The sequence below is a fragment of the Synechococcus sp. WH 5701 genome, assembly GCF_000153045.1.
Taxonomy (GTDB): Bacteria; Cyanobacteriota; Cyanobacteriia; order PCC-6307; family Cyanobiaceae; genus Regnicoccus_A; species Regnicoccus_A antarcticus.
Genome location: NZ_AANO01000030.1, coordinates 1 through 1,915 on the forward strand (window position 1 = coordinate 1; position 1,915 = coordinate 1,915).

The window sequence follows — 1,915 nt, forward strand, 5'->3', positions numbered from 1 at the left end:
GTGATTACAGCTGGTATTTACGGCTTGTGACTATGGCGTCCTCGCTGGAAGCACAGAGATGATTGAAGACATCGGATTGGTGGGTGCTCGGGAGATGTACAACAGTCTTGGCGTACCAATGCCTGGAATGGTCGAAGCGATGAAAACGATGAAGGATGCTTCGCTGGCCTTGCTTTCCGACCAACAAGCCAAGCTTTCTTCCCCTTACTTTGATTTCTTGATTCAAGGCATGCAGACCTCCACCTGAGCTAACACCAGCACGGTGCACCAAGGAAGAAACCGGGTCGTTAATGGCCCGGTTTTTCATTGACCGCAAACTTTGCATGTCTCAAACGAGACTCAGTATTGGTCTAATATCAATTCCCAAGCAAGACTCTAGAGAGCAACCCTCGTCTCGCCTGCTTCTCGTAAGTCTCGTATGTGATGCATCATGAGTCTTATGGCGAGACTTATGAAAGTCCGGTGAGAGGCGCGATTTGCTATGCGGGTGATATCCATCCAAATTGGCAGCCCAAAAATGTGCGTACCTGTGTCTATAGCAGGTACGCCTCATTCAAAAAGGCTGTTGCAGCTGGATTTGGATCAAACTCCCTAGGAATGGACAGGTGATGGACAGCAGCATGAACAAGGAGCCAAAGAACAGCGGAGCATGACAAGCCATTCCGACCGCGGAGGGAAGGATCAGTTGAGTGAGCGAATCAATTAAAAACATGAAAAAAGTAGATGTTTACCCCTACTCACTAATTCAAGATGAGACGCATAATGAGTCTTAGTCTGCGTCTTGCCTAAGACAAATAATTTGATCAGCTGGTCTAGTTTTGGTCTCATTAATAGTCACAAGACGAGACTTGATTGGGACAAATTAACGATTGCGGTAAAGCTCGCGTAATAGTCGATAGGCCTCGTTAAGTCGACGCATGGCATCTGTCGAGCCTCCAGCATCAGGGTGAACCTCTAGGGCTCTTGTCTTGAACGCCTCTCGAATGGAAACCAACGTCACACTCGCTCCGGCTGTTGTCGACAAGCCCAAGAGTTTGAGTGCACCATGCACGGTCATGGTGGACTCCAGCGTTTCAAAGGACGTGACCTGACGACTTCGACGAAAGCGGTTAACGAATCGTCGAATTAACGTCGGCATTCGCTCAGCGAGAGCAGCCGTTGCAAAGGGATCTTCCAATGTTCCAGCGACCACCATCACCCGCCCAAGCGAAGGATCACCCTGCTCCCAGTCAGAACAGAGTTCCTTCATCGAGGCATTGGCAGCAGACCAGGTGAAAGGTCGACCATCACTGGCATCTGTCGTCGACCAAACATCCCGTGCCAACCAAAGCATCGAAGCCTCCACAACGGTGTCTCCTGGCGGTTGTCCATACAGAGAACGCCAGTGCTCGTTGACTGCTTGCGTAGCAGCGACTAGATCAGCGTGCGACACCGAAGAGAGTAGGGGTTCTCCAGAAACGGACTTGTCTAAGGAATCGACCTCTGAACGCTGGGACAGCGTGTCGCGGAGCTGCGTGGTGCGTCGACTTACGAAACCTGGTAAATCAATGCCAACGGAGCTTTGTTGCTGCAGTTGCGGTTCAGGCTCATCAATCGCTGTGTCCGCCTCCGTGTTGCGGATTAACACCAAGCTGCTTGCTTCAGGGGGTGACCCCTCAGGGGTGACCACAGCGGCATCATGGTCGTTTGGATCCAACAGCTCCGACTGATCTTCGGGCTGGATCAATTGTTCGAGAACCGACTCGAGAACGAGACCCCTCGAGCGAACGCCATACTCACGCTTGAGCTGATCAATCAGCGTCACCAACCGTTTCGACAGGGTGACGGTAATTTTTTGCTGATGGTTGGACTCCTCGGCGCTCACCAGTTCAACCTTGCTGCCGAAAGACTATCGACCCTGAAGCTGACGTAACCA

The 1,915-nt window shown here is 51.5% G+C and carries 1 protein-coding gene and 1 pseudogene; one reads left to right on the plus strand and one right to left on the minus strand.

The window, feature by feature from the left end:
* Positions 1-247 (plus strand): annotated as a pseudogene (locus tag WH5701_RS00140) (allophycocyanin); the annotation flags it as partial.
* Between the two features lie 615 nt (positions 248-862).
* Here the strand turns inward: WH5701_RS00140 and WH5701_RS16015 are convergent.
* Positions 863-1,864, minus strand: coding sequence for a hypothetical protein (locus WH5701_RS16015; protein WP_006169723.1), 1,002 nt, complete (start codon positions 1,862-1,864; stop codon positions 863-865).
* Positions 1,865-1,915 lie beyond the last annotated feature (51 nt).